Here is a 1,254-nt window from a genome sequence, read left to right as displayed (position 1 = left end):
TTGGAGTCTGCAACTCGACTCCATGAAGTCGGAATCGCTAGTAATCGTGGATCAGAATGCCACGGTGAATACGTTCCCGGGCCTTGTACACACCGCCCGTCACACCATGGGAGTGGGCTGCACCAGAAGTAGATAGCTTAACCTTCGGGAGGGCGTTTACCACGGTGTGGTTCATGACTGGGGTGAAGTCGTAACAAGGTAGCCCTAGGGGAACCTGGGGCTGGATCACCTCCTTAAACGATAGACTGCTTGTTTGATGCAGTGTCCACACAGATTGCTTGGTTAAAATGTAAAAGAACATATTCATGTTGCCCAACAACATGRMAGAAATACTTAGTCCCATTCGTCTAGAGGCCTAGGACACCGCCCTTTCACGGCGGTAACAGGGGTTCGACTCCCCTATGGGACGCCACGGGTCGTTAGCTCAGTTGGTAGAGCAGTTGACTTTTAATCAATTGGTCGCAGGTTCGAATCCTGCACGACCCACCATCTTCTCCTTTGAGGATGTAAAATATCGGAGGGCGATTAGCTCAGTTGGGAGAGCACCTCCCTTACAAGGAGGGGGTCACTGGTTCGAGCCCGGTATCGCCCACCATCTTCTCTTTTGAGAACTTCTCCTAAGAAGTAAAACTTTATGGGGCTATAGCTCAGCTGGGAGAGCGCCTGCCTTGCACGCAGGAGGTCTGCGGTTCGATCCCGCATAGCTCCACCACTTTCTAAAGACATTCGAAAGAGTGTGATTAGAAAGTGGATTATTCATCTCTGATGATAAAACACATGTTCTTTAACAATCTGGAAAGCTGACTAGTAAATTGAATCAACAGATTCAATTACAATAGTTTTTATCTTAATGATAGAAACGAGTTCTCAAAACAACACACATTCAAGTGTCTTGTGTAGAGTCCGGCGAAAAACCAATGTCCTCATTTTTCTTGATCGGAAATGAGTGACGATAAAACCTTGGTTGTTTGAACATACAGACCTCTTGGGGTTGTATGGTTAAGTGACTAAGCGTACACGGTGGATGCCTTGGCAGTCAGAGGCGATGAAGGACGTATTAACTTGCGATAAGCCCAGTTTAGATAGTAAAAATCACTTGAGACTGGGATTTCCGAATGGGGAAACCCAACTGCATAAGCAGTTATCGTTACGTGAATACATAGCGTAACGAGGCGAACCGGGGGAACTGAAACATCTAAGTACCCCGAGGAAGAGAAATCAACCGAGATTCCGACAGTAGCGGCGAGCGAAATC

At 47.2% G+C, this 1,254-nt stretch carries 4 tRNA genes and 2 rRNA genes; all 6 read left to right on the top strand.

The window, feature by feature from the left end:
• Window positions 1–236, top strand: a 16S ribosomal RNA gene (locus L4C35_RS23135); the annotation flags it as partial.
• A gap of 100 nt (window positions 237–336) precedes the next feature.
• A tRNA-Glu gene (locus L4C35_RS23130) sits at window positions 337–412 on the top strand.
• Window position 413: 1 nt separating this feature from the next.
• A tRNA-Lys gene (locus L4C35_RS23125) sits at window positions 414–489 on the top strand.
• Window positions 490–519: 30 nt separating this feature from the next.
• Window positions 520–595: transfer RNA gene (locus L4C35_RS23120), tRNA-Val, on the top strand.
• A gap of 41 nt (window positions 596–636) precedes the next feature.
• Window positions 637–712, top strand: a tRNA-Ala gene (locus L4C35_RS23115).
• 285 nt (window positions 713–997) lie between these two features.
• Window positions 998–1,254, top strand: a 23S ribosomal RNA gene (locus L4C35_RS23110); the annotation flags it as partial.

Origin of the sequence: Photobacterium kagoshimensis (genome assembly GCF_050337045.1) — a bacterium.
Taxonomy (GTDB): domain Bacteria; phylum Pseudomonadota; class Gammaproteobacteria; order Enterobacterales; family Vibrionaceae; genus Photobacterium; species Photobacterium kagoshimensis.
This window is presented reverse-complemented; position numbering and strand designations above follow the sequence as displayed.